This is a genomic window from Belnapia sp. F-4-1 (assembly GCF_000802185.1).
GTDB lineage: Bacteria > Pseudomonadota > Alphaproteobacteria > Acetobacterales > Acetobacteraceae > Belnapia.
The window spans coordinates 351,299-373,079 of the sequence record NZ_KN676113.1; the positions used below are offsets into that span (position 1 = coordinate 351,299).

Here is a 21,781-nt window from a genome sequence, read left to right on the forward strand (position 1 = left end):
AAGCTGACGGACTGATCCGGGGAAGGACCGTCCATGCTCGACAATCCGCCGCTGCTGACCATCCATCGCGGGCATCGGCGCCCCTCCCCCGCCCTTCTGGAGCGATTCCGAGGGGCGCAGACCTCGCATCTGGTGGATGCGATGGCAGGCCGCGGGGCGATGCACTGGGCGGTCAAGCCGCTCGATCCGGCCAATGCCAGCTTCGTCGGGCCGGCGCTGACGGCCTTCGCCTATCCGGCGGATATCGTCGGCGTCTATGGCGCACTGGCCGAGGCGCAGGCGGGCGACGTGATCGTGGTGGCCAACGACGCCTATCTCGGCGCCGCGGCGATAGGGGACATCGTTGCCGGGATGATGCAGAACAAGCGCGTCGCGGCCTTCGTCACCGAAGGCGCGGCACGGGACAAGGCAGGCATCCTGGCGACGGGGCTGCCGGTCTTCGCCGCGGGGGTGGTGCCGACCTCGCCCGCGGCGAACGGGCCGGGCGTCGTGGGTGCGCCCGTCATCTGCGGTGGGCTGGCAGTGCGGAGCGGCGACATCGTCATCGGCGACGCGGATGGTGTGGTCGTCGTGCCGCTCGATCAGGCGGAGGGGGTGGCGGCCGCGCTGGATGCGGTGCGGACCGCGGAGGCGAAGGCCATCGCCGCGGTCGAGGCGGGCGCGGTCGAGAGCGAGCGGATGCGGCAGATCATCGCGGGGGCGCGGATCATCGGCACGGGCTGACCCCGGGAGGCACCATGGCCCGGTTGAATTGCCGTGACGGGCCTTTGCATTGGACCGAAGCTCAGGGCCAGGCGGCCGGAAACGGGACTGCCTGATGGACCACCACTTGCACGCCCCGTGGAGGTGCCCAGTGGCGCGACGCAACCGGATCTCCCTGGCCATCGACGGAGGCGGGCGCCTGGCGGTGGCCGCCCTCCTCGCCGGCGCGGCCGCGTGGCCTGCGGCGGCGCAGCCCGACCAGAGCAGGATGCTCCCTTCGCTGGTGCTGCCGCCGGCCGCGGCGACGGAACCGCAGGGCTTCGAGGCCATGATGCGCGCGGGCGACACGGCCATGGTGCGCGGCGACATCCTGCGGGCGCGGACGCTCTATGAACAGGCGGCCACCATTCATCCACGCTCGGCCGGCGCAGCCATCGCGGCGGGCAAGACCTATGACCCGAACCTCCTGCCGGCCTTCGGCGCCGGGCCGGGGCTCGCCGACCGCGACAAGGCGAGGTCCTGGTACGGCCGCGCCCGCGCCATGGGCGATCCTGCTGCGGCCGCCATGCTGGAGGCATTGCGCCAGGGCTCGTGAAACGTGCCTACCTCAGGGGAAAAACAAACGAACAGAGGGAGCAGAGCAATGATCCGCCGTCACCTTCTCATCGGCTTCGCCACTGGCCTTTGCTGTCCGGCGCTCGGCCGTGCATGGGCCGCGCCGGACCCGACCGCCGCGGCGAATGCGAATGTGCTCGGCGTGATCTCCGGCGGGCTGGACGGTACGTACACGCGCTTCGCCGCCGACATCGCGGCGGTGATCGACGGCGTCGACGGGCTTCGGATCCTGCCGATCATCGGCAAGGGCTCGCTGCAGAACCTTTCCGACCTGCTCTATCTGCGTGGTGTGGACCTCGCCATCGTTCAGTCCGACGTGCTCGCCGCCGCCGCGCAGCAACGCACCTTTCCTGGCCTGGAGCAGCAGGTGCAGTACCTCGCCAAGCTCTACAACGAGGAGGTCCACGTCTTCGCCGGGCCCGGCATCGCGCGGCTGTCGGATCTAGCGGGCAAGCTCGTCGCCATGGACAACCGCGGCTCCGGCACGGCGATGACGGCAACGCTCCTGTTCTCCCGGCTCGGCATCGCGGTGCGGCCGGTCTACGACGCCACCGTCGATGCGACCGAGAAGCTGCGGCGCGGCGACATCGCGGCGATGGTGCGGGTCACCGGCAAGCCGGCCCGCTTCACCACGCCGCTGCCGGAAGGGGCGCGCCTGCTGCCCATCCCGCTCGGCGAGGAGCTTCTCGAAACCTACCTGCCGGGCAGTTTCGGTCCGGAGGACTATCCGGGCCTGGTGCCGGCGGGTGAGACCGTCGAGACGGTGGCGGTGGGGGCCGTGCTGGCGGCCTACAACCACCAGCTTCCCGAGCGGCGCGATCGCGTGGTGCGGTTCTCCCGCGCGCTCTCGCTGAAATTCGACTCCCTCCTGCGGCCGCCGCGGCACCCGAAATGGCGCGAGGTGAACCTGGCGGCCAGCATCCCGGGCTGGACGCGCTTCGGCAGCGTGCCGCCCCGTCCGCAGCCGCGCCGGTCACGGCCGGTGCCGGCGGAGGAGTAGCGGAAGCTCCGGTCAGCGTAGGCGGTTCAGGAGTTCTCCGGCGGTGGGATCGCCAAGCGCCTGCGCCCGCTCATACCAGCGCGCCGCCGCGGCGGCGTCGGGCAGCGCGCCGCCATGCACGCCGAGCCCGGCCAGGATGCCGGGATCGTAGGTCTTCCCGGTTGCGACGAGCGCCGCCGCCGCCGCGCCGTCGAGGCTGGCGGCGCGCTGGTAGAGGGCGCGGGCGCCGCTGATGTCGCCGCGCTGCAAGGCCGCATCGCCGTTCCGCATCAGGCTCGCATGGACGGCGGGCGGCAGCCGGGGCGCTTCGGTCGGCACGGGCTGCGGCACGGGCTGCGGCGCGGCGAGGATGGGGCGCGTCTCGGGCTGCGGTTCGGCGACCGGAGATGGGAGCGTGACCACGGCTTCCTCGAGCCGCATCGTTGGGGGAGCGTCGGCGCCCGCCGAGGGGGCCGCGCCTTCCGGGGCGGCGAGCGAGCCATTCTCGAGCCTCAATGCCTGCAGCGCACGATCGTAGAACTCGGCCGCAGCCGAAAAATTGCCGCGGCGATAGGCCTCGTCCGCGGCTTCCCGCAGGTCCTGGCTGGCCAGCCTGGCCGGCATCGGGGCAGGCGCCGGGTGAAGGACGAGAGTCGCCGGAACCACTGGCGGCGACGCAGGCGCCGAAGCCTGCTGAGCCGGTGGCACGTCAGGAACCGCCTCGCGCAGCGGGGCCGGTTGCCGCCATGGCGTAGCCACGCCGGCATCGCCTGCCAGGCGGGGCAGCAAGGGCGAGGCGAGCGGAGGCCGCGCCCCATGGCCAGGCAGTTCGTCGAGCAGGAGCGCGCCGCCAAGCAGGAGTCCGATCGAGAGCGTGCCGGCGGCCAGCGCCAGGGCCACGGGCATGCCGCTGTAGAGTGCGCTCCCTCGGCGGCGGTCGGCGCGCCGCCGGCTGGACCGGGGCGGGATGGGGAAGGCCTCCCCCCGCGCCACCATGGGCGGAATGCCGGTGGCAGGGAAGCGGGCATGATCATCCGCGTCGGGCCGCGGTGCCGATGCCGGACGCATCCGGGTATAGGCGGGCTCGGCGGGGCGCACCTGCTGCGGCGCTGCACCGTGCGGATCGCGGAACGCGCCCGGTGCGGCGGCAGGCCGGGCAGAACCGCGCTCCGGCGGCCGGGCCGGATCGGGCCACGAGAAGGACACGGCGCAGCGGAAGTCGCTGTCGATCCGCTGGAATGCTCCGGGGTCCGGTGTTGGCTGGTGAGAGGTGCCGTCGGACATGCTGCATCCCTTTCGCCGGCCGAGTGTCCTGTCCAGCGCTGAGCGATGAAGGCTCCCTGATCGCATTGCCGGCGGTCAATAGTATCAATTTGCGGGTCTCCGATCGGGTAGCGCGAGGCTCCGGATGCCTTCTTCGGTAGATGGCCGAAGGAGGTAGGCGGCAAACTGGTCCTCCTCCGAAGGATGGCAGGTGACCGTCAAAGGGGGACGTTTTTCCCCGCGATACGCCTAAAGCACCATCGGTTACTAATGTGACCCGAAACTATTACATTACAAACCCAGGCAACGCGGTGGCAGTGCCATGATTGTCGGCGCCGCCGCATAATCCCGCCCGGCCAAAAACCATTGCACGAAACGAAATTGGCCGACTCACAACTTCGCTATCTGCGATTGGTTCCATACCTCTTTTGGCGCTCCAATATCGAGAGTCAGTCAACCAGGGATCGCTGAATTGCCATCTTTGCGGGTATCCGCCCCCAAAAGCCACGCACCCTGCGTGAACCGGCCCAAAAAAGAGACGGGTTGGCGAAATCTGGGGTAGTTAAGTTGATGTCGAACGCATCTTGGTGCGGTAACATTGGGACACGAAGATACTGGGAGGTGCGCCAATAACGACATGGGCAACATGAAGCATGCCTATGAGCTGAGGCCAGCACTCCCATACCGATCAAATACTGCAATAAACCGCCGATCTCGTCGGCATCACGGCCAAAAATCAAGGAAACCGGATCATGGCGGACGATCGTTGTGACAGCCGTAGCCCTGAAGACCGAGCAACGCCAGCAAATAAAAGCTGTCGTATACTTCTGGTCGATCCCTCTCCACTGCGCCGCGAGGGTCTCAGGAGGCTGCTCGAGGACGTCAAGGCCGATGGAGCCGGATACGGGTTCTCGGTCCTCGGCGCCATCGCCTCGCTGGACCAGGCCGCCCCGGACAGCTCGGTAGGCCTGGTCGTCCTCAACTCGGTCGTGCCCGCGAGCGCCCCGCAGGGGCTGGCACATTCCATCCAGCAGGCGCAGGCGCTCTGCCCCGGCGCGCCTATCGTGGTGCTGTCGGACCGGGACGAGGCCGCCGAAGTGGTCGCGGCACTGCGGGCCGGAGCGTGCGGCTTCATCACTGCCGACATGGACCCGAACCTGGTGTTCTACGCGCTGAACTTCATCGCCCATGGCGGTGTGTACTTCCCGCCGCAGGCACTGCTCGCCCGGTTCGACGGTCCGGACGAGGCGGAGCCAAGGGCAGCCCCCGGCCCGCCGCTCATCGGCGAGCTGGATATCGGACTCACCAGCCTGACTGCGCGGCAGAAGCGGGTCCTCCAGCTGCTGCGGCAGGGACAGTCCAACAAGCGGATCGCCATCGAGCTCCACATGTGCGAATCGACGGTGAAGGTGCATGTCCGCGAGATCATGCGGAAGCTGAAGGTGGCCAACCGGACCCAGGCCGCCCTTTGCGCCGCCAGCCTCGACCTGCCCGACGAAGCGCCGATCGAGACGGCGATCCCGCAGGTGGCGCAGGCCGGCCTGGAGCGGCCCGAGCTCCAGCTCATTCCCGCCTGACTTCTTGCGACGGGCGGTCCCGGCGGAGCTATCGGTTCCGCCGGCCGCGCCGCAATGCGGGCCGGCGCCAAACGGCATCGATGACTGCAGCCAAGCCAAGGCAGCCTCGACTTAGGGTGTACCTCCTTCTACCGCCACTATTTTGATGCCGCTAGTACCAACGATGAAAGTCATCAGCCCAGCAACCTGCTGCAATACTGCGTAGATCCTTTGACCATATTGCTCGCGCCACCACTTAATGTAGAAGTTACAGGGCCTGTTTCATCTTCGACAGGCTACTCAGCCGGGCCGGGCCGCCACGTTCTTCCTTGGCCCGGAACGCCTTGTCATCATGGGCGGGGGTCGGGGCAACCGTGCAGCAGCAACAGGCACAAAAAGGCGAGACCCACGTCCTGCTGGTTGATGCCAGGGCGCTGCGCCGGGCCGAGCTGGCCGCCTTTCTCACGGACTGGGCAATGGAGAACGGGGTCGCGGTGCTGGCCGTGGCGCCAGAAGACCTGGGCGGCATGCCGCGGCCCCAGACGAGCATCGCCCTCGGCATCCTCAACCTCGGCGCCGGCTCCGTGAAGGCGGTGGCCGGGGCTGAATGGCTCCAGGCCCTGCTCGGCACGATGCCCTCCACGCCGGTGGCGGTCATCTCCGACCTCGACACGGCGGAGGAGGTGGTGGCCGCTCTGCGCCTCGGCGTCCGCGGCTTCCTGCCGACCAGCACCGAGCCCGCCATCGCGCTGCGGACGCTGTCCTTCATCATGCAGGGGGGATCCTTTTTCCCCCCGACCGCCCTGCTCGAGGACCGGCCCGCAAGGCCGCAGCCCACCGGCATGATCGACCTCGGCCTGCGCGGCGTGGAGGCGGCGCGGCTGACGCTTCTCACCCCACGGCAGCAGGCCGTGCTGCGGCACCTGCAGGCGGGATTGTCGAACAAGGAGATCGGCAACCTGCTCGACCTGCGGGAGTCAGCCGTCAAGGATGACGTGCGCCACATCATGCGGCGACTTGGCGCCGCGAACCGAACGCAGGCGGCGCTCGCGGCCGATCCAGACCGCTGGCCGGGCCGACCGCCGGAGCGGAACGGCCCGATCTGAAAGGCGTCAACCGAACAGGTGGTAGTCCGAATGGCCATCGGCCGAGGACACCACGGATGCCGCGACATCCGAGAAGCTGTCGGTGGCGATGACAGACGCCTCGGCCTTGACCACGCTGTAGTCGCCGGTGGCGGTAGCATCCATGCCGAGCGTGGCGGTATTGCCGGCCGGGACCTGCGGCGAGGTGGTCACCGTCTTCTCCGGCAGCGAGGTCGAGACGATATGCCCGTTCTTGAACTCGAAGCCCTTCACGTCGATGGCGAAGAAGCGGGTGACGCTGGTCGCGGAAGCCCAGTCGGAGCCGCTGCCCGAGGTCGTCTTGGTTAGGCTGTGGCCGAGATCGGCACCGGCGACCGTCGCCGAGGTCTGCGCCGTGGCATAGGCGCCACCGGTCTCGGCGGTGCCAGAGGCCGTGGCCGTCACCTTGCCGAAGGTGAGAGTCACCTTGCCGCGGTCGATGGTATGGGACTCGACGCTGACATTCGCCGCCGTGTCCTCGCCGATGGCGGTCGCATTGCCCTGCGCCTGGACCGTCATCGCCTTGTCGAGCAACGCCTTGAACCCAAGCTTGATCTTCGCCATTGCATCCCCCTTCGGTGGGCACTTGCGTCGCCCGGCACCCGAGCAGCGTACAGAAAGCGCGGCCCGGCCAAATCGGGCCAAAGGGTGAGGCCGGGGCATCGGAAGAGGCGCTGGGGTAGACCTGCCTACGCCTTCGGTCCGACGCCTTACGGTCAGACCTCGCGGAAGCTGCGGCGGAAGGCGTCGCGGAACGGCTCGATCAGGTAGCGCATCATCGTGCGCGAGCGCCGGACGATCAGCACCTCCGCGGGCATGCCCGGTACCAAGGCAACATGCGGCCCGAGATGCTCCAGCACCTCCCGGTCCACCTCCACCCGCGCAAGGTAGTAGAGCTGATGGCTGGCCGGATCCTGCAGGCGGTCGGCCGAGACCGAGCGGACGATGCCGTCGATGCGGGGCAGGCCGCGGCTGGAATAGGCCGTCAGCCGCACCTGCGCCGGCAGGCCGCCATGGACGACATCGATATCGGTCGGCGCGACCCGCGCGTCGATCAGCAGCTTCTCCTCGTCAGGGACGATGTCGAGGATCGGCTCGCCGGGCCGGATGACGCCCTCGATGGTCTTGAAGCGGAGATTGATGACAGTGCCGGTGATCGGCGCGAGGACCGCGGTGCGCGCCAGCACGTCGCGGCTGGCCTCGAGCCGCTCCGTCACGCCGGCCAGCTCGACGCGCACCTTGTCGACCTGGTCGGACACCTTGTCGAGCCGGTCGGCCTCGAGCGACACCAGCTGCATCTCCGTCTCGCCGATCACTTGCCGCGTGCGGGCGATGGTCCCGAGATACTCGCCCTGCCGACCGAGCAACTCGGCCTGGGCCCGCTGCAGCCGCAGCACCTCGGGCCGCGGCACGAGCCCCGAGCGGAGCAGCTGCTCCTTCCCGCGCAGCTCGTCGCCGATCAGGCTGAGCTGCTCGACCGTGCTCCTCACCTGGGCCTCGAGAGCGCGGATCTGTTCCTGCGCCTGCTCGACACGGAGCCGCAGGATCACCGCCCGGGTCTCCTGTGCTGCCCGCCGCGCGGCGAAGATGGCACGCTGGCCGGCGATGAGCTTGGCGAGTTCCGGCTGGCCGGAGGCCGCCTCGATCTCCGCCGGCAGCGTGATCCCGGGCCGGTTGGCCTGCTCGGCCTCCAGCCTCGCCTGCATCACCAGCAGCGTCTGGTACTGGCTGAGCAGCGAGTTGTAGATCGCCCTGGCCTGCAGGCTCTCCAGCAGCAGCAGCGGCTGGCCTGCGGAAACCTTGTCGCCGTCGCGCACCCGGAGCGCCGCAATGATGCCGCCCTCCAGATGCTGCACCGTACGGCGGTTGCCGTCCGGGCTGATGACGCCGGGCGCCACGGCGCCGCCGGCGATGGGCACGGTGAGCCCCCAGGCCAGGAAGCCGCCGAGGAAGAGGAAGACCAGCAGCAGCCCGACCCGGCGCGGGGCGCGGGTGGAGAGCGCCAGGCTCGCCGTGCCCGGCATATCCGCCAGGCTGACCTCCATCCGCTGGTCATAGGGGACGAGGGACTGCGCGGCGCTCATAGGGCATCCTCCGGGACTTGCCGCGCGGCCCATGGCGGCCTAGGCGCTGCGGGCGGCATCGGCATCCTCCGGCTCGGCCCGGCTGCTGGTGGCCCTCCTCAGGCGCTTCAGCACCTCGTCGCGCGGACCGATGAGCTCCACTCGGCCCTCCTTCAGCAGGAGGATCCGGTCGGCCAGGGCGATGGTCGAGGGACGGTGCCCGACGATGAGCAGGGTGCAGCCGTGCCGCTTCATCTCGTCGATCGCCGCGGACAGCGCGGCCTCCCCGCCGGTGTCGAGATTGGCGTTGGGCTCGTCCAGCACGATGAGGCGCGGGATGCGGTAGACGGCGCGGGCCAGGCCAATGCGCTGCCGCTGCCCGCCCGAGAGGCGGATGCCGCCATCGCCGATGACGGTGTCGTAGCCCTGCGGCAGGCGCTGGATCAACTCGTGTGCATGGGCCAGCATCGCCGCCTCGATCACCGCCTCGTCGTCCGCATCGGCCATGCGGGCGATGTTGTCGCGAATGGTGCCGGCGAAGAGCTCCACATCCTGCGGCAAGTAGCCGACGTGCCGGCCAAGCTCCTCGGAGTTCCAGTGCCGCAGTTCCGACCCATCCAGTCGGACCTCGCCGGCGCTCGGCTCGGCGATCCCGACCAGGAGGCGGCACAGCGTGCTCTTGCCGCCGGCCGAGGGGCCGATGACGGCGAGCACCTCGCCGGGCGTGGCCTCGAGGGAAACGGACCGCAGGACCGGCGTGCGCGAGCCCGGCGCGACGAAGCTGACATTGTGGAGGGTGAGCCGCCCCTCCGGCACCGGCAGTCGCGTCCGCCGCGGCTCCTCCGGCAAGGCGTGAAGCTGGGCCTTGAGGCGCTGGTAGGCAATGCGCGCCATGCTGAAGCTCCGCCACGCGCCGATCGCCCCTTCGACCGGCGCCAGGGCGCGGCCCAGCAGGATCGAGGATGCGATCATCGCCCCGGAGGAGAGGCTGCCCTGCAGCACGAGATAGGCGCCGATGCCGAGACTGGCTGACTGCACGAAGTAGCGGACGAATTTGGTAAGGCCGATGAGCAGGGCGCCGCGCTCCGCCGCGCGCTGCTGCGTCGCCAGCGCCACCTCGCTGCTCGCCTGCCAGCGCGCCATCAGCGCCGGCAGCATGCCCATCGCCCGAACCACCTCCGCATTGCGGATCGTCGCGTCGGCATGCTTCGTCGCCGCGATCTGCGCCAGGCTGGAGGCGATGGTCGGCTTGCGGGTGACGTATTCGTTGGCGATGCCGAGGCCGAGGAGCAACAGGGCCGAAGCCACGGCGAGGGTGCCGAGCCAGGGATGGAGCAGCCAGGCCAGCACGAGGAATACCGGCACCCAGGGCCCGTCGAAGAAGATATTGAAGCCGGGCGAGGTGACGAAGGTCTGCACCGATTGCAGGTCCCGCAGCGGCTGCGCGCCGCTGCCATCGCCTATCAGCCGCGCCCTGACGCTGTTGGACAGGTAGACCGGGCCAAGCCGCGCCGTCAGCCAGCTGCCCAGCCGCGCGGTGATGACCGACCGGGTCGCATCGAGCAGCCCGAAGACAAGGAGCGCCACCGCGGTCATCACCGTCAGCATGACGAGCGTCTCGACCACGCCGCTCACCATGACCCGGTCGTAGACCTGGAGCATGTAGAGCGGCGGTGCCAGCATCAGCACGTTGCTGGCGAGGCCGAAGAGCAGCAACACCAGGACGGTGGAGCGGCATGCGGCGACGGCCTGCTCGAGTTGCGTCAAACGCGATGGCCGTGCCATTGACTTCTCCATCGCCAGCATCGCTCGGCTCCATGAGGCGTCATAAATATTCACCGCTCATCAAATAATAAATGCCCACTATAGATTTCCGAGAACTGCGTTACTATTTTTCTACAGCACAATATCGTTTTGCGCAAAAGAACCGAAACTTCCGACAACGAAAATCAGCATATCGGATAGACCGTTACCGTCCGCGTCAAACCGCAACTCGACCCCGCCAGAACCCGCCTGCCACCGCGCTTCGGCCTGTCCGGTACGTGTGAAGACGGCATTGCCCCTCCAGGCAAAACCTTGATCGCCACCGAGGCTGGCGTTCGTGTCGATGGCGGAGACATCGATCTTATCCAGGCCCGCCTGAAAATCCGCCGTGATAGTCGTGCCCACCACAACACCGAGCCGGTCGATTGCAGCCGTACTGCTGTCGCCAAGAGACAAATAACGGAAGACATCGGCACCGGTGCCGCCGCCCAGGATATCTGCACCGAGACCACCGGTTATTTGGTTGGCGGCCGTGCTGCCGACCAACCGGTCATCCAAGGCCGAGCCGACCAAGTTTTCGAACAGGTTGAGCAAATCGCCCTCGGCGTCGCCCAGTGTGCCCACAGCGAAAAGCCCCGGGTCGGCGGTCAGCGCAACCCGCACGCCAGCCGCTGATGTCGAATAGTCGGCCGTATCGATGCCTGCACCACCGAACAGCGTATCCACCCCTGCACCGCCTGCGATCCAGTCGTTGCCGGTGCCGCCTTCCAACCGGTTCTCGGAGGCATTGCCGATCAGGGTGTCGTCGAAGGCAGTCCCGATCACCCTCTCTATATTGCTGAGTTGGTCGCCGTCCGATGCGGTGCCAGTCCCGAGATTCACGGTCATGGCGGCACTCGAGAAGGAGTAGTCCGCGGTATCGCTCGTGCCGCCACCACCATTCAGCACATCGGCGCCGAGGCCTCCGATGAAAATTTCGCTGAAATCGCCTCCGCCCAGGGTATCGGCCAGTGCCGAGCCGATTACCCGCTCGATGAGCTGCAACGTATCGCCTTGGGCATCACCGCCGCTTCCCGTTCCGGTAGCCGCCGGATTGGCCGCCGTTGCGTTGAACTGGATCGAGACTGCCTGGGCGGAGCCGGAGTAATCGGCCGTGTCGATCCCGCTCTGGCCGACCATCCGGTCAGCTCCGGCACCGCCGACGAAAACATTGTCGAGGCCGTTGCCAAGCAGGACGTCGTTGAAAGCCGAGCCGGTGACGTTCTCGATATTGGCGAAGGTTGCATCGAGTGCCGCGCCGGTGCCGACCCCATTGGTCAGGTCTACGCCGGCGGCGCCCCCGGCCGTTGCGAAGGTCACGGTATCGATGCCGCCGCCACCGTCATGGATGTCGCGGACGCCGCCCTCCAGGGTGTCATCGCCGTCGCCACCTGCCAGTGTGTCGCCGCCCACCTCGGTCGTGGCATTGCCGCCGCCAGACAGGCTGTCATTCCCCGCGTCGCCGGCAAGGTTATCGAGGCCGTCGCCGCCGAGCAGCGTATCGTTATCTGCACCTCCCGAAAGCTGGTCATCGCCGCTGGAGGCATTCAGGTCATCGTTGCCGGAACCGCCACGCAGGGTATCGTTGCCGAGACTGGCGACGAGCTGGTCGTTGCCGTCGCCACCGTCGACGAGGTCGTCCCCGCCGGAAGCCGAGATGAAGTCGTTGCCTGCATCGCCGTAGAGCTGGTCGTTCCCGAAGCCGCCCAGCACCGAGTCATTGGCGCCGCCGCCACGGACAGTGTCGTCGCCATCGCCCCCATCGAGCAGATCGACGCCGCCCTCCGTGGCGCCCCCGACCGTGCTGTCGCCATCGATCAGATCGGCGCCGGCACCGCCTCGAACGGTGTCGGCTCCGAGGCCGCCCGCGAGCTGGTTGGAAAGCTGGTTGCCGGAGATGAAATCGGCGAATCCGGTGCCGACCACGTTCTCGATGCTGGACAGGACGTCGCCCGTGGCATCGCCGCCGGAGGGCCGCGTGGTTGCGGTCGAGGTCGTGGAGGTGGTCAGCGAGATCGTCAGTGCGGCGCCGGAGGTCGAATAATCCGCCGTGTCGCTGCCCAGCCCGCCGTTCAGCGTATCACCGCCGGCACCGCCAATGAGGATGTCGTCGGTTTCCGCCGCCGTGAGGCGATCCTGCCCGAGCCCGCCAACAAGCCGGTCCGGGCCCGTTGTTCCGGCACGGACGGTGATCACGTCGTTGCCGCCGAGGCCCTGGACCGAGAAGCTGCCGTCTTCCGTGATCTCCCGCGTGTCGGCGCCATCGGTCAGGTCGATGGAGGTGTAAGCGACCGTGGATGCGGTCATCAGGCTGGACGACGCCGCGAAGGAAGTCACCGCCTGACGATCCTGTGCCGAGCCGCTCTGCCGCAGCGCCGGCGTGGACGAGCCTTCGGATGAATCGTTCCCTTGATCCGTCGACGCATTCGGGTTGCGTCGGGCCGATCGTGCCGCGATCTCCCGCGCCGAGATGGCGCTGGCTTGGTCCTCCGCTGCGTCGCCGAGCCTTTCGAACCTTTGGGAGCTGGCATCGAGCGGCGCCCACCCGCCGGCGAGGACGATATCGAAAGTCGCGTCTTTGTCGGCCACTGCCTGAGACTCCTTTTTGGCCGCCCCCACGTGCGGCGTCTGTTAGAGGCTAGTGGGCATGGCTGCACGGCAGTATCGGTGCAGTCGGCTTAATCCCTTGGTGGCGCCGCTCGGTCGACCTAGGGAAAAAGGATGATGACGTCTTCCTGGCCTTCCTTGGGGTCCCGGCGGTCGCCCGCCGAGGATTGCTGGCAAAAAAGCCCCGGGAAACGTCCCGGGGCTTCTCCGCCGCAGACCAGCTTGTCCACCTGCCGGCGGCAGGATCCGCGGCGTTTCGGTCAGTTCACGTAGGCGCCGGCCTCGACCGTGATGCTGGAATAGTTCTCGTTCACCAGGATGGTGCTTGCCACCTCGGTCAGCCCGTTGTCGCCGAAAGCCTGCACATCGAGGCTGAGAGTAGCCGCGTTGCCTTGCAGATCGCAGAGATCCAGGTCGACATCGATGTCCTTCTCGATCTTCACGTCCACATCGACGTCGGTTTCGAAGCTGACATCGACATCCACGTCGAAGTCCTTCTTGACGTCGACTTCGTAGTCATAATGGTCGTTGGACATTTGGTCTCTCCTCGATGAGCCGGCTGGTGCCGACCGTTTCTTGATAAGTTTTCAGAGGGCCAAGGGTCAAATATTCTTAGGTATTATCGACCCCCGGAAGGCTCTTCTCCAAAGTATTATGCGAAGGCAGCCGCATGGCACCAGGGAAGTACTCCGTGCTTCGCTCGGGAAACCGCAAGGGACGTAGGCCTTCCGTTGCAGCAAGACCATCGCGGGCTTCTGGCCGGCCGAAGGCAGGCCAAGGTTCGGCCGAAGGACCGCGATCTGTCGAATTGCATAAGCCGGAAGTGGAGTGGCGACTTCGCCTGAACCTTGTGCCGGACGGCGGAATCCACCCGTCGGGCCTCTTAAGCAGGTCAGGCGGCGCTGGGTGCGGTCTCGTCCGCTGCGCCGGAAGAATTCTGCTTCAGCCGGCTCGAAAATTTCGGTGAGAGGACAAGCGAACGGAGCAGATGCGGTTCCGCCCCGAAGGAGAATTTATAGGCCTCGTTGCCCCTGAGAAAATCGTAGGAACTGAAGCCAGCCTCGATCGCATGCCGGATGCTGAACGCATGGAGGCAGAGGCCCGGTGGCGGCGCATCGAAGGATTCATCCCTGCCGCCCATATGGAACAGGTAGGACCTCTTCCTGTGATCGAGCAGGATGGTCAGGGCACCAACCGGCCGCCCCTGGTACCGGAGCGTCGGCAGGAACAGGCAGCCCGCCTCGGAGCACCGCAACAGCATCGAGCGCGTCTGCGCCCTGATGCGGTCCATCTTTCCAGCCTTGCGGCTTCCCCACTTCGCTTCCCAGAAGTCCAGAAGCGTCCCGATGTCCTGCTCCACCGTCTCGGGTCGGGCAGCGACGACCTCGAAATCCGGTGAGCCCTCGACGAGCCTGAGGAAGCGTCGAAGCTTCTGACGCGTATTAGCGCTCACGGAATGGCGCAGATACTCGTCCCAGCTCCGCGGAAGGCTGACATAGGGGCAGACTGCATTGTCGACCCCGTCCGCGTTCACGGTGGATGAATGCTTCAGCACGAACCGGCTCGAGGGAAAGCGCCCCAGGAAAAGCCGCAGTCGACGGTCAGACGCTCGCAGGCTGGCGATCTCCAGATCATCCCAGTGCAGCTGCCGTGCCAGGCGTTGCAGGGCATCGGCGAAGCCGGCCAACGCCAGGGCCTCATGCTCGGGACGGCAAAGAAAGCCCGTGTAGTCAGCGATAGGGCTTCCTGCCATCCGCAATTGCCGCCGGATGGCATCCCCCCTCTTCACCTGGCTCAGCCGCACAGGCAGGAACGCCACGCAGGCCGAGGGATCGGGTCCCGTCCTTGCCACCAGCACGAACCATGCCCTGCCGAGCTCCTGCAGCCGCCCAGAAAGCCATGGCCAGGACAGGAAGAACTGTGCCTCGGGGTCAGCGTCGTAGACGGCATCCCACGCGGGCCGCAATCGGGAGAGTTCCGAAAGGCCGGTGATTACCTCGATGCGCATGCCCGATGCTCCGCAGCTCAAGCGAGGCCGATGAATGTGACGACGGTGACGCCTGAAAACTGGTCCTCGATCGCGGTGAGCGAAGCATCGACCTCGACAAGGCTGTTGTCGCCCATGGCCCAGGCATCGATGTCCGCAAGCGCGATGTTGCCGTCCAGATCACCGTCGCCGCAGCCGCAATCCCCGCTGTCCAGGTCCGATGCCGATTGGGGCAGGACGGGATCGGTTTCGGCAGATGGCGCATCGGGCTGGTCGGCATCCTCATCCGCCGCGGCGAAGTCGCTTCCGGCGTAGACATCTTTGATGTCGAACGCGTAATCCTGAGCGAGCGACGACGAGTAGGCGCTGGAGGTGGTGCTGGTTTTCGTCGAGCCCGATTCGTTGAAGTCGAGCGAGAAGCCGTAATCCGCGTCGCCCGTGATGTCGGAATAGGCAGTCGTGCCTGCATAGGCCGTGCCGCCGCCCGTGGTTCCGCTGGCGGAGGTCATGTGCGTCGAGACATAGGCTTCGCTCGAGATGTCATCGCTGCGGGCCCAGGCCGTGACGTCCGCGGTTGCGGAGGTCTCCTCGCCGATGGCCGTTGCGTCGCCGCTGGCTTGGGCCACGGTGCCGGAACCGCCATCCGCGGAGGATGTGCCGGCCTGGATCTTCAGATCCATCTGGTAGCTGTCCGACGTCGAGGCTGTTGCGGCCTTGGAGTCGCTACTCGATGTCGTCGTCACCGAATAGCTGGTCGTCCGGGTGACTTTCGATGTGCCAGGCATGACGAGCGCCCCTTTCCAGTCCGTCAAGCCTAGGCGAGATCATTCGGCACCAAGCGGCCTCTTTGGGCGATCCGCACTACCAACCGTGGCGGACCATCCTTTGGCGGCGCCGCCTACGACTTCCGCGCCACGATGGCACGCGCCGGCCGAGGCATGCTTCGGCGAAGGACCCCCGCTCTCAGCCAGGGTGGCGCAGGATAAAGAGTGCGCCTCCCACGGGGCGCCCCCGCTCCATCCTGAGGGGCGCCTCGCGCTGCGCCAGGATGGCGAAGCCTGCCGACCTGGCGAGGTCCGCAACATGGGCCGGGTCATGCCGGTACCGCATGGCCTCGGCGAGGGTGAAGGGCGCCCTCTCTCCTGCCTCGACGGAGAAGGCGGCGAGGCCGCCGGGGGCGAGCGCCGTTGCCATGGCGGCAAGCGCGGGTGCGAGATCGCCGAGGTAATTCAGCACGTCGGCAGCTGCGATGAGGGTGAAGGCGCGCGGCCGGGTGGGCAGCCAGTCAAGCAGGTCGCCTTCGTGCAGCGCGTCGTAGAGCGGGCGGCGACGGGCCTCGGCGAGCATGCGTGGTGATAGATCGAGGCCCTCGAGGCGGCGGGCGAAGGGGGCGAGGGCAAGACCCGACAGGCCGGTGCCGCAGCCGAGGTCGAGGACCTGAAGCGCGCGACGGGGAGCGGCCCCGGCCTCCTCGAGGAGGGCGGCCAGGAGGGCGGGAGTGCGGTAGCCGAGTTGTCCTGTCAGCTCCGCCTCGAAGCGGGGAGCGAATTGGTCAAAGAGATCGCGCACGTAAGCGGCAGGCGCGCGGGCGGGCGGCGCGGCCTCGCCCAGCGCGGCGAGCAGGAAGCAGGCCTGTTCGGCCAGAGACGGATCGGCTCCGGACAGGGCGGTACGCGCGGCATCCACGGCGCCGGCCAGGTCGCCAGCCTCACGGCGGGCATGGGCGAGGGCGAGAAGCGGCTCGGGTGCGCCCGGCGCGAGGCGTGCGGCACCCTCTAGGGGCGCAAGGGCCGATTGCGGGTCGCCCAGGGCGCAAAGGGCCTGGCCCAGGTTGCGCAGCGTCACCGGGTCCTCCGGCCGGCGGGCCAAGGCCGCGCGAAGGGCGACGACGGCCTCCGGCAGGCGGCCGGCCTCGGCCAGGGCAGCGCCGCGATTGGCAAGGAAGACCGGCTCCTCCGGCTGCTGCGCCAGCGCGCGCTCCGTATGGCGGAGGGCGTTGGCGGCATCGCCACGCTGCCGCGCAAGCACGCCAAGCAGGTTATGCGCATTGGCATCCTGCGGACGGCGCCTCAGCACCTGGCGGTAGAGCTGCTCAGCGCCGGCAAGGTCGCCCGCAGCATGGCGCGTGGCGCCTGCCTGAAGCAGGGCGGAAGGGTCTGGGGGCATCGGCGCAGTCTGCGAGGCCCATGGCAGACGGGCAATGTCGCTTTCGTGCCACGCTTCGGTGCCCGTTTAACACACTCACATTTCGGTGCTTGCGACACCGCAATCTCGCCCATAGGTTGGGAAATCCCCGGCGGCCCGCCCGGGTCTCAACCGCGGTTTCCCCATGCCGAGCAAGCCACCCTCCGTCGATGGCCCGCAGGTGGAACCATCCGCGGCGCAGGAACTTACCCTTGAGATGCAGACTGCCATGACGACGGCCCGTTCTCGCCTTGCTCAGGCGCCACGGATCGACGACGAGCGCCTCGACGACCTTCTGCGGCGAGGGCTTGGCGAGGCGTTCGACTGGGTACTGGACGCACCGGCGCCGTCGCGGCTGCTCGAGGTGCTGCGCGGCAGGCGGCCTTAGTCCTCGTCCATCGTGAAATCGACCGGGCTGGCACCGATGCTGTCGCGCAAGGCCTCCCGCGCGCGGGACAGGCGGGAGCGCAGGGTGCCAGGCGGAACGTTCAGGATGCGTGCGGCCTCGGCATAGTCGAGCCCCTCCACCACCACCAGCCAGAGCGCCTCGCGATGGATGCGGGCGAGCTTGCGGAAGGCCGCCGCCACGTCGCGCATCGCTTGGCGCTCCTCCTGCCCGCCCGAAACCGGCGATTCAGGCAGGCTCTCCGCTTCCATGATCGGGCTGCGCGCCGCGCGGCGCAGGTTGGCCGCACGGGCATGGCGCAGGATGGTGAAGAGCCAGGCACGAAGGTTGGTACCGGGCTCGAACTGTTCGCGTGCGGCGATGGCGCGCAGCAGCGTCTCCTGCACCAGGTCGTCGGCCGCGTCGCCGCCGCGCGCGAGCACGCGGGCGAAGCGGCGCAGGCGGGGAATCTCGGCGGCGATCGCAGTTGCGAAGGCCTCCGTCCCGTTCGCGCTATCCTCCTCCTGCATGCGGTCCCCGTCATCCCCTGCGCAGCGTCAGCCGTCGATGGGGGCGGACACTAACCGAAGCCCGGACCGGGGTGGGAATGGGATGAGACACCCTTGCGTGTATCCACGTCTCATCGGATGCACGCTTGCGTGGGTTGCCGATCAGAACAGCCCATCGATGGCACCCTCGGCATCGAGACCGATGAATTCCGCTGCGGGACGGCGCGGCAACCCGGGCATCGTCATGATCTCGCCGCAGATCGCGACAACGAATCCGGCGCCCGCGGAAAGCCGCACGTCGCGCACCGGCAGCACATGGCCGGTCGGCGCGCCGAGCAGCGCCGGATCCGCGCTGAAGCTGTACTGCGTCTTCGCCACGCAGACCGGGACATGGCCGAAGCCCATCTCCTCGAAGCGGCGCAATTTGGCGGCAACGCTGACAGGGACTTGAACATCGGCGGCGCGGTAGATCTCGCCGGCGATGCGGCGGAGCTTCGCCTCCAGCGGAAGCTCGGGCGGATAGAGCGGGGCGAAGCGCGACGGGCTATCTTCCATCCGCCGCAGCACGGCACGCGCTAGGTCCGCGGCGCCTGCCGCACCATCGGCCCAGTGCGTGCAGAGCACGGCCTCCGTGCCGAGCGCTGCCATCGCCTCCTGCACCGCGGCGATCTCGGCACCCGTGTCGGTTGTGAAGGCGTTCAATGCCACAACCACGCCAAGCCCATACTTCTGCATGTTCTCGACATGGCGGGCGAGGTTGACGACGCCACGCCGCAACGCCGCGACATCCTCGCGGCCGAGATCGGCCTTCGCCACGCCGCCATGCATTTTCAGCGCGCGCACCGTCGCGACGATGACGGAGGCGGCGGGCACGATGCCGGCCGCGGGGCATTTGATGTCGAGGAATTTCTCGGCACCGAGATCCGCGCCGAAGCCGGCCTCGGTCACCACAACCTCGGCGAGCGAAAGCCCAAGCTTCGTCGCGGCGACGCTGTTGCAGCCATGCGCGATGTTGGCGAAGGGGCCGCCATGCACGAGGGCGGGCGAGCCCTCCAGGGTCTGCACCAGGTTGGGCGCGAAGGCGTCGCGCAGCAGCGCGGCCATGGCGCCATCGGCCTTGAGGTCGCGCGCCGTCACCGGCGCCCCTTCGCGCGTGCTGCCGATGATGATGCGGCCGAGCCGCGCCTGGAGGTCTTCCAGCGAGGTGGCGAGGCAGAAGATCGCCATCACCTCCGAGGCGACGGTGATGTCGAAGGCATCCTCGCGCGGATAGCCGTTGGCAACGCCGCCGAGCGAGTTGACGATGCCGCGCAGCGCGCGGTCGTTCATGTCCACCGCGCGGCGCCAGGTGATGCGGCGCTCATCGATGCCGAGCGCGTTGCCCCAGTAGATGTGGTTGTCGATCATCGCGGCCAGCAGATTGTTGGCCGAGGTGATGGCGTGGAAGTCGCCGGTGAAATGGAGGTTGATCTCCTCCATCGGCCCCACCTGGGCATGGCCGCCACCGGTCGCGCCCCCCTTCACGCCGAAGCAGGGGCCGAGCGAGGGCTCGCGCAGGCAGATCATGGTCCGAGTGCCGAGGGCGTTCAGCGCGTCGCCGAGGCCGATGGTCGTCGTCGTCTTGCCCTCGCCGGCGGGCGTCGGGCTGATGCCGGTGACGAGCACCAGCCGGCCTGGCGGCGTCGCCGCCTGGCTGCGCAGGAAGGGAAGGTCGACCTTCGCCTTGTACCGGCCGAAAGGGATCAGCGCCTCTTCCGGGATGCCGGCACGGGCGGCGATGCCGGCGATGGGTTGGAGGGTCGCGGCACGCGCGATCTCGAGGTCGGTGGCCATGCGCGTTGTCCCTCTCGGCTGGAGGGTCGCGCTTATCGTCCCGGCCGCGCTCCTGCAAGCAGGATGGCGGCCCTATATGACCGGCATGGCGAGCCCCTGCATCGATATCTGCAAGTATGACGAGGACACCGGCTGGTGCCTCGGCTGCGGCATGACCCGCAAGGACAAGAAGCATTGGAAGAAGGAGAAGGAGCAGCGGCCGGCGATCCGCGAGACGCTGCCGGGGCGGCTGCTGGCGCTGGCGGCGGCCGGGCAGCGGGTCGGCAAGGCGGCGGCCAAAAAGAAAAAGCAGATTTGATTCCGCGCAAGGCACGATCTTGCCACCGCGACTAGGGTCCGACCGCGCGGCATGGGCCGCCAGGGATGGATGTGGGTGCGATGACGAGGACGGTTGGGCTGGCGGCTGCGGCGGCGCTGGCGGCGATGATGGGCGTGGCGCAGGCCGAGGATGGCGTGCGGGGCAAGCAGGCCAGCGACATCGTGGTGGGGTTCGGCGCCATCGGCGTGCTGCCCAGCAACGGCGGCCATGTGGATGCCATCGGCGGGCGTCCGCAGGCGAGCAACAGCGCGAGCCCGCAGCTCGACCTCACCTATTTCATGGTGCCAAACGTCTCGCTGAACCTGATCGCGGCGAGCACGCGGCATGATGTCAGCGTGCGCGGCTCGGCGCTCGGCAACCTCAATCTCGGCCATGTCTGGGTGCTGCCGCCGACGCTGACCCTGCAGTACCACCCCTTTCCGCAGTCGCGGATCAGCCCCTATGTCGGCGCCGGCATCAATGTCAGCTTCTTCTACGGTGAGGGCGGCAGCCGGACGGCGCCGGTGCGGCGGGTGATGGTCGATACCGCGCCCGGCTTCGCCTTCAATGCCGGCCTGGACTACGAGGTCTCCCCGCACTGGCTGGCCAATATCGACGTGAAGAAGCTGATCCTGCGCCCGGAGGCGAGCGTCAACTCAGGACTGGTGCATGCCCGCGTTAATCTCGACCCCTGGGTGGTCGGGGCGTCGGTACGCTACCGCTTCTGAGGCCGGAGGGACGCGGGGCGGCTTACGCCGCCTCGCGCTGCCGCACGCCGAGATCATCGAGCGCGCCGCCGATCGCGGCGACGGCGCCGCGCATGTCCTCCGGCGTGATGGCGCCAATGCAGCCGATACGGAAGGTCGGCACCTTGGTGTTGAAGAAATTGCTGATCAGCACGCCGCGCGCCTTCAGCGCATCGACGAAGGGCTGGAGCGCGAAGCGCGGGTCGGCCGGCTGGTGGGTGGTGACGATCACCGGCCCCTGGTGCCGCGCCTCCAGATAGGGCGTGAGGCCAAGGCCTTGCAGCCCATCATACAGGATGCGGGCATTCTCCCGGTAGCGAGCCAGCCGGGCGGGCTGGCCGCCTTCAGCATCGTAGAGGTCGAGCGCGGTGCGGAAGGCCGCCAGCGCCTGCACCGGCGGGGTGAAGCGGAAGCTGCCCCAGCCGGCGCGCAGCGCATGCTGGAGGACATCCGCGAGGTCGAAGGACCAGGAGCCGGCGTTGCCCGCGGCGGCCGTCACGCTGTCGATCCGGGCGACCGCGAAGCCGATGCCGGGCAGGCCCTCCAGGCACTTGCCCGAGGTGAAGAGGACCGCGTCGATCTCCGGATGCGCCGCGAGGTCGACCGGCAGCGCGCCGAAGGCGGAGACGCTGTCGAGGATCAGCCGCCGCCCATGCTTGCGGACCACCGGGCCGATCACCTCCGGGTCGTTCGCCATGCCGCTGCCCGTCTCATGGTGGACGACGGCGACATGGGAGATGGCGGGGTCGGCGGCCAGCGCGGCGTCGAGCTCCCCGGCCGTGACCGAGCGGGTGTCGGGGCCAGGGACGGCGACGACCTGCCGGCCGCACTCGCTGGCAAGGCGGACGGCGCGGTCGGCATAGGCGCCATTCTGCGGAATCAGCACCTTGCCGCCGGCCGGGATGAAGGTGCGGATCGCCGCTTCCATGATGAAATGGCCGCAGCCCTGGAGCGCCAGCGTGGCATGCACCCCCTCCTGCCCGCCCGCGATGGCGCGGACGCGCTCGCGGATCTCGGCGTAGACCGGGCGGAAGTCATGATCCCAGGGGGCGATGTCCTGGGCCATGGCGGCGCGGGTCTCGGGACGGGTCTGCACCGGGCCGGGGATGAGCAGCAACATGAACAAG

20 protein-coding genes are annotated in these 21,781 nt (G+C 68.2%); 8 read left to right on the forward strand and 12 right to left on the reverse strand.

Annotation, left to right across the window (positions count from 1 at the left end):
- The first annotated feature begins 33 nt into the window (after window positions 1-33).
- The 3 genes from LH62_RS01890 (at window position 34) to LH62_RS01900 (ending at window position 2,317) form a co-directional block, all read left to right on the forward strand.
- Entirely contained in the window at window positions 34-723 is a 690-nt protein-coding gene (locus LH62_RS01890; RefSeq protein ID WP_052213601.1) for an RraA family protein, read from the forward strand.
- A 130-nt stretch (window positions 724-853) separates the two neighbouring features.
- On the forward strand, window positions 854-1,297 hold the full coding sequence (locus LH62_RS01895) for a hypothetical protein (RefSeq protein WP_052213602.1): 444 nt from the start codon (window positions 854-856) through the stop codon (window positions 1,295-1,297).
- A gap of 48 nt (window positions 1,298-1,345) precedes the next feature.
- Window positions 1,346-2,317: a TAXI family TRAP transporter solute-binding subunit gene (locus tag LH62_RS01900; RefSeq protein ID WP_052213603.1), complete on the forward strand. Its 972-nt coding sequence runs from the start codon at window positions 1,346-1,348 to the stop codon at window positions 2,315-2,317.
- A 12-nt stretch (window positions 2,318-2,329) separates the two neighbouring features.
- Here the strand turns inward: LH62_RS01900 and LH62_RS01905 are convergent, their stop codons facing one another.
- A complete protein-coding gene (locus tag LH62_RS01905) occupies window positions 2,330-3,580 on the reverse strand; it encodes a hypothetical protein (RefSeq protein WP_043358901.1) in 1,251 nt (416 codons plus the stop codon).
- A 731-nt stretch (window positions 3,581-4,311) separates the two neighbouring features.
- Between LH62_RS01905 and LH62_RS01910 the strand changes: the two genes are divergently transcribed.
- A complete protein-coding gene (locus tag LH62_RS01910; RefSeq protein ID WP_082012304.1) occupies window positions 4,312-5,136 on the forward strand; it encodes a response regulator transcription factor in 825 nt (274 codons plus the stop codon).
- Window positions 5,137-5,489: 353 nt separating this feature from the next.
- On the forward strand, window positions 5,490-6,221 hold the full coding sequence (locus LH62_RS27965; protein ID WP_052213605.1) for a response regulator transcription factor: 732 nt from the start codon (window positions 5,490-5,492) through the stop codon (window positions 6,219-6,221).
- Window positions 6,222-6,227: 6 nt separating this feature from the next.
- Here LH62_RS27965 and LH62_RS01920 read toward each other — a convergent pair whose 3' ends face one another.
- The 8 genes from LH62_RS01920 to LH62_RS01955 form a co-directional block, all read right to left on the reverse strand.
- Entirely contained in the window at window positions 6,228-6,803 is a 576-nt protein-coding gene (locus LH62_RS01920) for a hypothetical protein (protein ID WP_043358903.1), read from the reverse strand.
- A gap of 152 nt (window positions 6,804-6,955) precedes the next feature.
- Complete coding sequence (locus tag LH62_RS01925; RefSeq protein ID WP_201445407.1) at window positions 6,956-8,323, reverse strand: HlyD family type I secretion periplasmic adaptor subunit; 1,368 nt, start codon at window positions 8,321-8,323, stop codon at window positions 6,956-6,958.
- A 39-nt stretch (window positions 8,324-8,362) separates the two neighbouring features.
- Entirely contained in the window at window positions 8,363-10,087 is a 1,725-nt protein-coding gene (locus LH62_RS01930) for a type I secretion system permease/ATPase (RefSeq protein WP_144404347.1), read from the reverse strand.
- Window positions 10,088-10,198: 111 nt separating this feature from the next.
- The gene (locus LH62_RS01935; RefSeq protein ID WP_052213607.1) at window positions 10,199-12,694 is read right to left on the reverse strand and encodes a calcium-binding protein; all 2,496 of its coding nucleotides are present in this window, start codon (window positions 12,692-12,694) and stop codon (window positions 10,199-10,201) included.
- Between the two features lie 278 nt (window positions 12,695-12,972).
- Window positions 12,973-13,248 (reverse strand): hypothetical protein, encoded by a 276-nt coding sequence (locus LH62_RS01940; protein WP_043358904.1) that lies wholly within the window; start codon window positions 13,246-13,248, stop codon window positions 12,973-12,975.
- 356 nt (window positions 13,249-13,604) lie between these two features.
- Window positions 13,605-14,720, reverse strand: a complete 1,116-nt coding sequence (locus LH62_RS01945) for a GNAT family N-acetyltransferase (protein ID WP_052213608.1) — start codon at window positions 14,718-14,720, stop codon at window positions 13,605-13,607.
- Window positions 14,721-14,737: 17 nt separating this feature from the next.
- Window positions 14,738-15,379 carry a hypothetical protein gene (locus tag LH62_RS01950; RefSeq protein WP_043358905.1) on the reverse strand — a complete coding sequence of 214 codons (642 nt, stop codon included), beginning with the start codon at window positions 15,377-15,379 and terminating at the stop codon, window positions 14,738-14,740.
- Window positions 15,380-15,662: 283 nt separating this feature from the next.
- The gene (locus LH62_RS01955) at window positions 15,663-16,865 is read right to left on the reverse strand and encodes a methyltransferase domain-containing protein (RefSeq protein ID WP_043358906.1); all 1,203 of its coding nucleotides are present in this window, start codon (window positions 16,863-16,865) and stop codon (window positions 15,663-15,665) included.
- Window positions 16,866-17,100: 235 nt separating this feature from the next.
- Here LH62_RS01955 and LH62_RS30975 point away from each other — a divergent pair, with 235 nt between their 5' ends.
- Window positions 17,101-17,271, forward strand: a complete 171-nt coding sequence (locus tag LH62_RS30975; protein ID WP_160299763.1) for a hypothetical protein — start codon at window positions 17,101-17,103, stop codon at window positions 17,269-17,271.
- On the opposite strand, the gene LH62_RS01960 is transcribed toward LH62_RS30975, so the two are convergent.
- Together LH62_RS01960 and LH62_RS01965 are read right to left on the reverse strand one after the other, a co-directional pair.
- Window positions 17,268-17,798 (reverse strand): RNA polymerase sigma factor, encoded by a 531-nt coding sequence (locus tag LH62_RS01960; protein ID WP_052213609.1) that lies wholly within the window; start codon window positions 17,796-17,798, stop codon window positions 17,268-17,270. The two genes, LH62_RS30975 and LH62_RS01960, sit on opposite strands and share 4 nt — an antisense overlap.
- Before the next feature lie 141 nt (window positions 17,799-17,939).
- Window positions 17,940-19,610, reverse strand: coding sequence for a formate--tetrahydrofolate ligase (locus LH62_RS01965; protein ID WP_043358907.1), 1,671 nt, complete (start codon window positions 19,608-19,610; stop codon window positions 17,940-17,942).
- Between the two features lie 76 nt (window positions 19,611-19,686).
- Here LH62_RS01965 and LH62_RS01970 point away from each other — a divergent pair, with 76 nt between their 5' ends.
- Window positions 19,687-19,908, forward strand: a complete 222-nt coding sequence (locus LH62_RS01970; protein WP_201445408.1) for a DUF1289 domain-containing protein — start codon at window positions 19,687-19,689, stop codon at window positions 19,906-19,908.
- Between the two features lie 80 nt (window positions 19,909-19,988).
- Window positions 19,989-20,636 carry an OmpW family protein gene (locus LH62_RS01975; protein ID WP_236552445.1) on the forward strand — a complete coding sequence of 216 codons (648 nt, stop codon included), beginning with the start codon at window positions 19,989-19,991 and terminating at the stop codon, window positions 20,634-20,636.
- 22 nt (window positions 20,637-20,658) lie between these two features.
- On the opposite strand, the gene LH62_RS01980 is transcribed toward LH62_RS01975, so the two are convergent.
- Window positions 20,659-21,774, reverse strand: a complete 1,116-nt coding sequence (locus tag LH62_RS01980; RefSeq protein WP_043358909.1) for a 2-aminoethylphosphonate--pyruvate transaminase — start codon at window positions 21,772-21,774, stop codon at window positions 20,659-20,661.
- Window positions 21,775-21,781 lie beyond the last annotated feature (7 nt).

Excerpts from the sequence above, each read along its gene's own strand:
- LH62_RS01980 (WP_043358909.1), bottom strand. The coding sequence starts at position 21,774 with ATGTTGCTGCTCATCCCCGGCCCGGTGCAGACCCGTCCCGAGACCCGC.
- LH62_RS01970 (WP_201445408.1), top strand. The coding sequence starts at position 19,687 with ATGACCGGCATGGCGAGCCCCTGCATCGATATCTGCAAGTATGACGAG.
- LH62_RS01955 (WP_043358906.1), bottom strand. The coding sequence starts at position 16,865 with ATGCCCCCAGACCCTTCCGCCCTGCTTCAGGCAGGCGCCACGCGCCAT.
- LH62_RS01965 (WP_043358907.1), bottom strand. The coding sequence starts at position 19,610 with ATGGCCACCGACCTCGAGATCGCGCGTGCCGCGACCCTCCAACCCATC.
- LH62_RS01920 (WP_043358903.1), bottom strand. The coding sequence starts at position 6,803 with ATGGCGAAGATCAAGCTTGGGTTCAAGGCGTTGCTCGACAAGGCGATG.
- LH62_RS01910 (WP_082012304.1), top strand. The coding sequence starts at position 4,312 with ATGGCGGACGATCGTTGTGACAGCCGTAGCCCTGAAGACCGAGCAACG.
- LH62_RS01945 (WP_052213608.1), bottom strand. The coding sequence starts at position 14,720 with ATGCGCATCGAGGTAATCACCGGCCTTTCGGAACTCTCCCGATTGCGG.
- LH62_RS01925 (WP_201445407.1), bottom strand. The coding sequence starts at position 8,323 with ATGAGCGCCGCGCAGTCCCTCGTCCCCTATGACCAGCGGATGGAGGTC.
- LH62_RS01975 (WP_236552445.1), top strand. The coding sequence starts at position 19,989 with ATGACGAGGACGGTTGGGCTGGCGGCTGCGGCGGCGCTGGCGGCGATG.
- LH62_RS01890 (WP_052213601.1), top strand. The coding sequence starts at position 34 with ATGCTCGACAATCCGCCGCTGCTGACCATCCATCGCGGGCATCGGCGC.
- LH62_RS01950 (WP_043358905.1), bottom strand. The coding sequence starts at position 15,379 with ATGGATCTGAAGATCCAGGCCGGCACATCCTCCGCGGATGGCGGTTCC.
- LH62_RS01940 (WP_043358904.1), bottom strand. The coding sequence starts at position 13,248 with ATGTCCAACGACCATTATGACTACGAAGTCGACGTCAAGAAGGACTTC.
- LH62_RS30975 (WP_160299763.1), top strand. The coding sequence starts at position 17,101 with ATGCAGACTGCCATGACGACGGCCCGTTCTCGCCTTGCTCAGGCGCCA.
- LH62_RS01960 (WP_052213609.1), bottom strand. The coding sequence starts at position 17,798 with ATGCAGGAGGAGGATAGCGCGAACGGGACGGAGGCCTTCGCAACTGCG.
- LH62_RS01900 (WP_052213603.1), top strand. The coding sequence starts at position 1,346 with ATGATCCGCCGTCACCTTCTCATCGGCTTCGCCACTGGCCTTTGCTGT.
- LH62_RS01930 (WP_144404347.1), bottom strand. The coding sequence starts at position 10,087 with ATGGCACGGCCATCGCGTTTGACGCAACTCGAGCAGGCCGTCGCCGCA.
- LH62_RS01905 (WP_043358901.1), bottom strand. The coding sequence starts at position 3,580 with ATGTCCGACGGCACCTCTCACCAGCCAACACCGGACCCCGGAGCATTC.